General features: G+C 65.4%; 1 protein-coding gene. It reads right to left on the bottom strand.

Going from position 1 to position 754, the window contains the following annotated elements; genetic code table 11:
* Window positions 1-754: type VI secretion system Vgr family protein (locus tag HX851_RS45660; protein ID WP_177066535.1), on the bottom strand; the 754-nt coding region annotated here is incomplete at both ends.

Raw genomic sequence — 754 nt, 5'->3', positions numbered from 1 at the left:
CTTCCCGGCATCCACCAGGTGCCCAAGATTGAGTTGGCTCTTGCCGCTCTGTTCGGTGCTGAGCTTGATGTGTTCCTGGCCGCGTAAATCCTCCATGCGCAGCTTGTTGTTGGCCGGGGTGCGCAGCACATTGCGCGAGTGGTCGCGCCGGCCCAGGGTCACGGGGTCCGGGTGCTGGCTGTCGTGCAGGGCATGGGCGATATAGGGCCGGTCCGGGTCGCCCTGTTCGAAGGCCACCGCCACTTCGGTGCCGGCGATCAGCGGCAGGTGCAGGCCGTGGGTGTCGCCGGCATAGGGCCGCGCCAGGCGTAACCAGCAGCTTTCCTCCCCGATGGGCCACGCGTCGCGATCAAACAGGAAACGCACCCGGTAGCGGCCCTCCAGGTCGATCTCGGCATAGCGATCGTTCTTTTGCGGGTTGCTGACGCGAGCCGGCAGGGTGCCGGCGATTTTCGGCTTGTCCTGTAGCGGTGGGCGAAAGCAGATGGTTTCCGCATACGGCATGGCCTGGAAACTGACTTCCAGGCTGCGGTCCCGGGCCGCCGCCAGGGTCAACCGAGTGATCACCGCGCCGGGGGCAAACGCCTGGGGTGCCCCACCGGTGATCTTGAGGACCTGGCCGGGAGCCAGGGTCGCGTTGCTGCTGATACCGCTGAGCAGGGTCTGCTCGTTGAGGTAGCGTTCATGGCGCAGGCGCGCATAGAAATAACCGCTTTCGCTTTTCAGGTCTTCATCCTGGGCATAGCGGTCCCCG

This window comes from Pseudomonas gingeri (assembly GCF_013385635.1).
In the GTDB taxonomy this organism is placed as follows: domain Bacteria; phylum Pseudomonadota; class Gammaproteobacteria; order Pseudomonadales; family Pseudomonadaceae; genus Aquipseudomonas; species Aquipseudomonas gingeri_A.
Note: the sequence above shows the minus strand (reverse complement) of the source record. Positions and strands in the feature narration are given on the sequence as shown.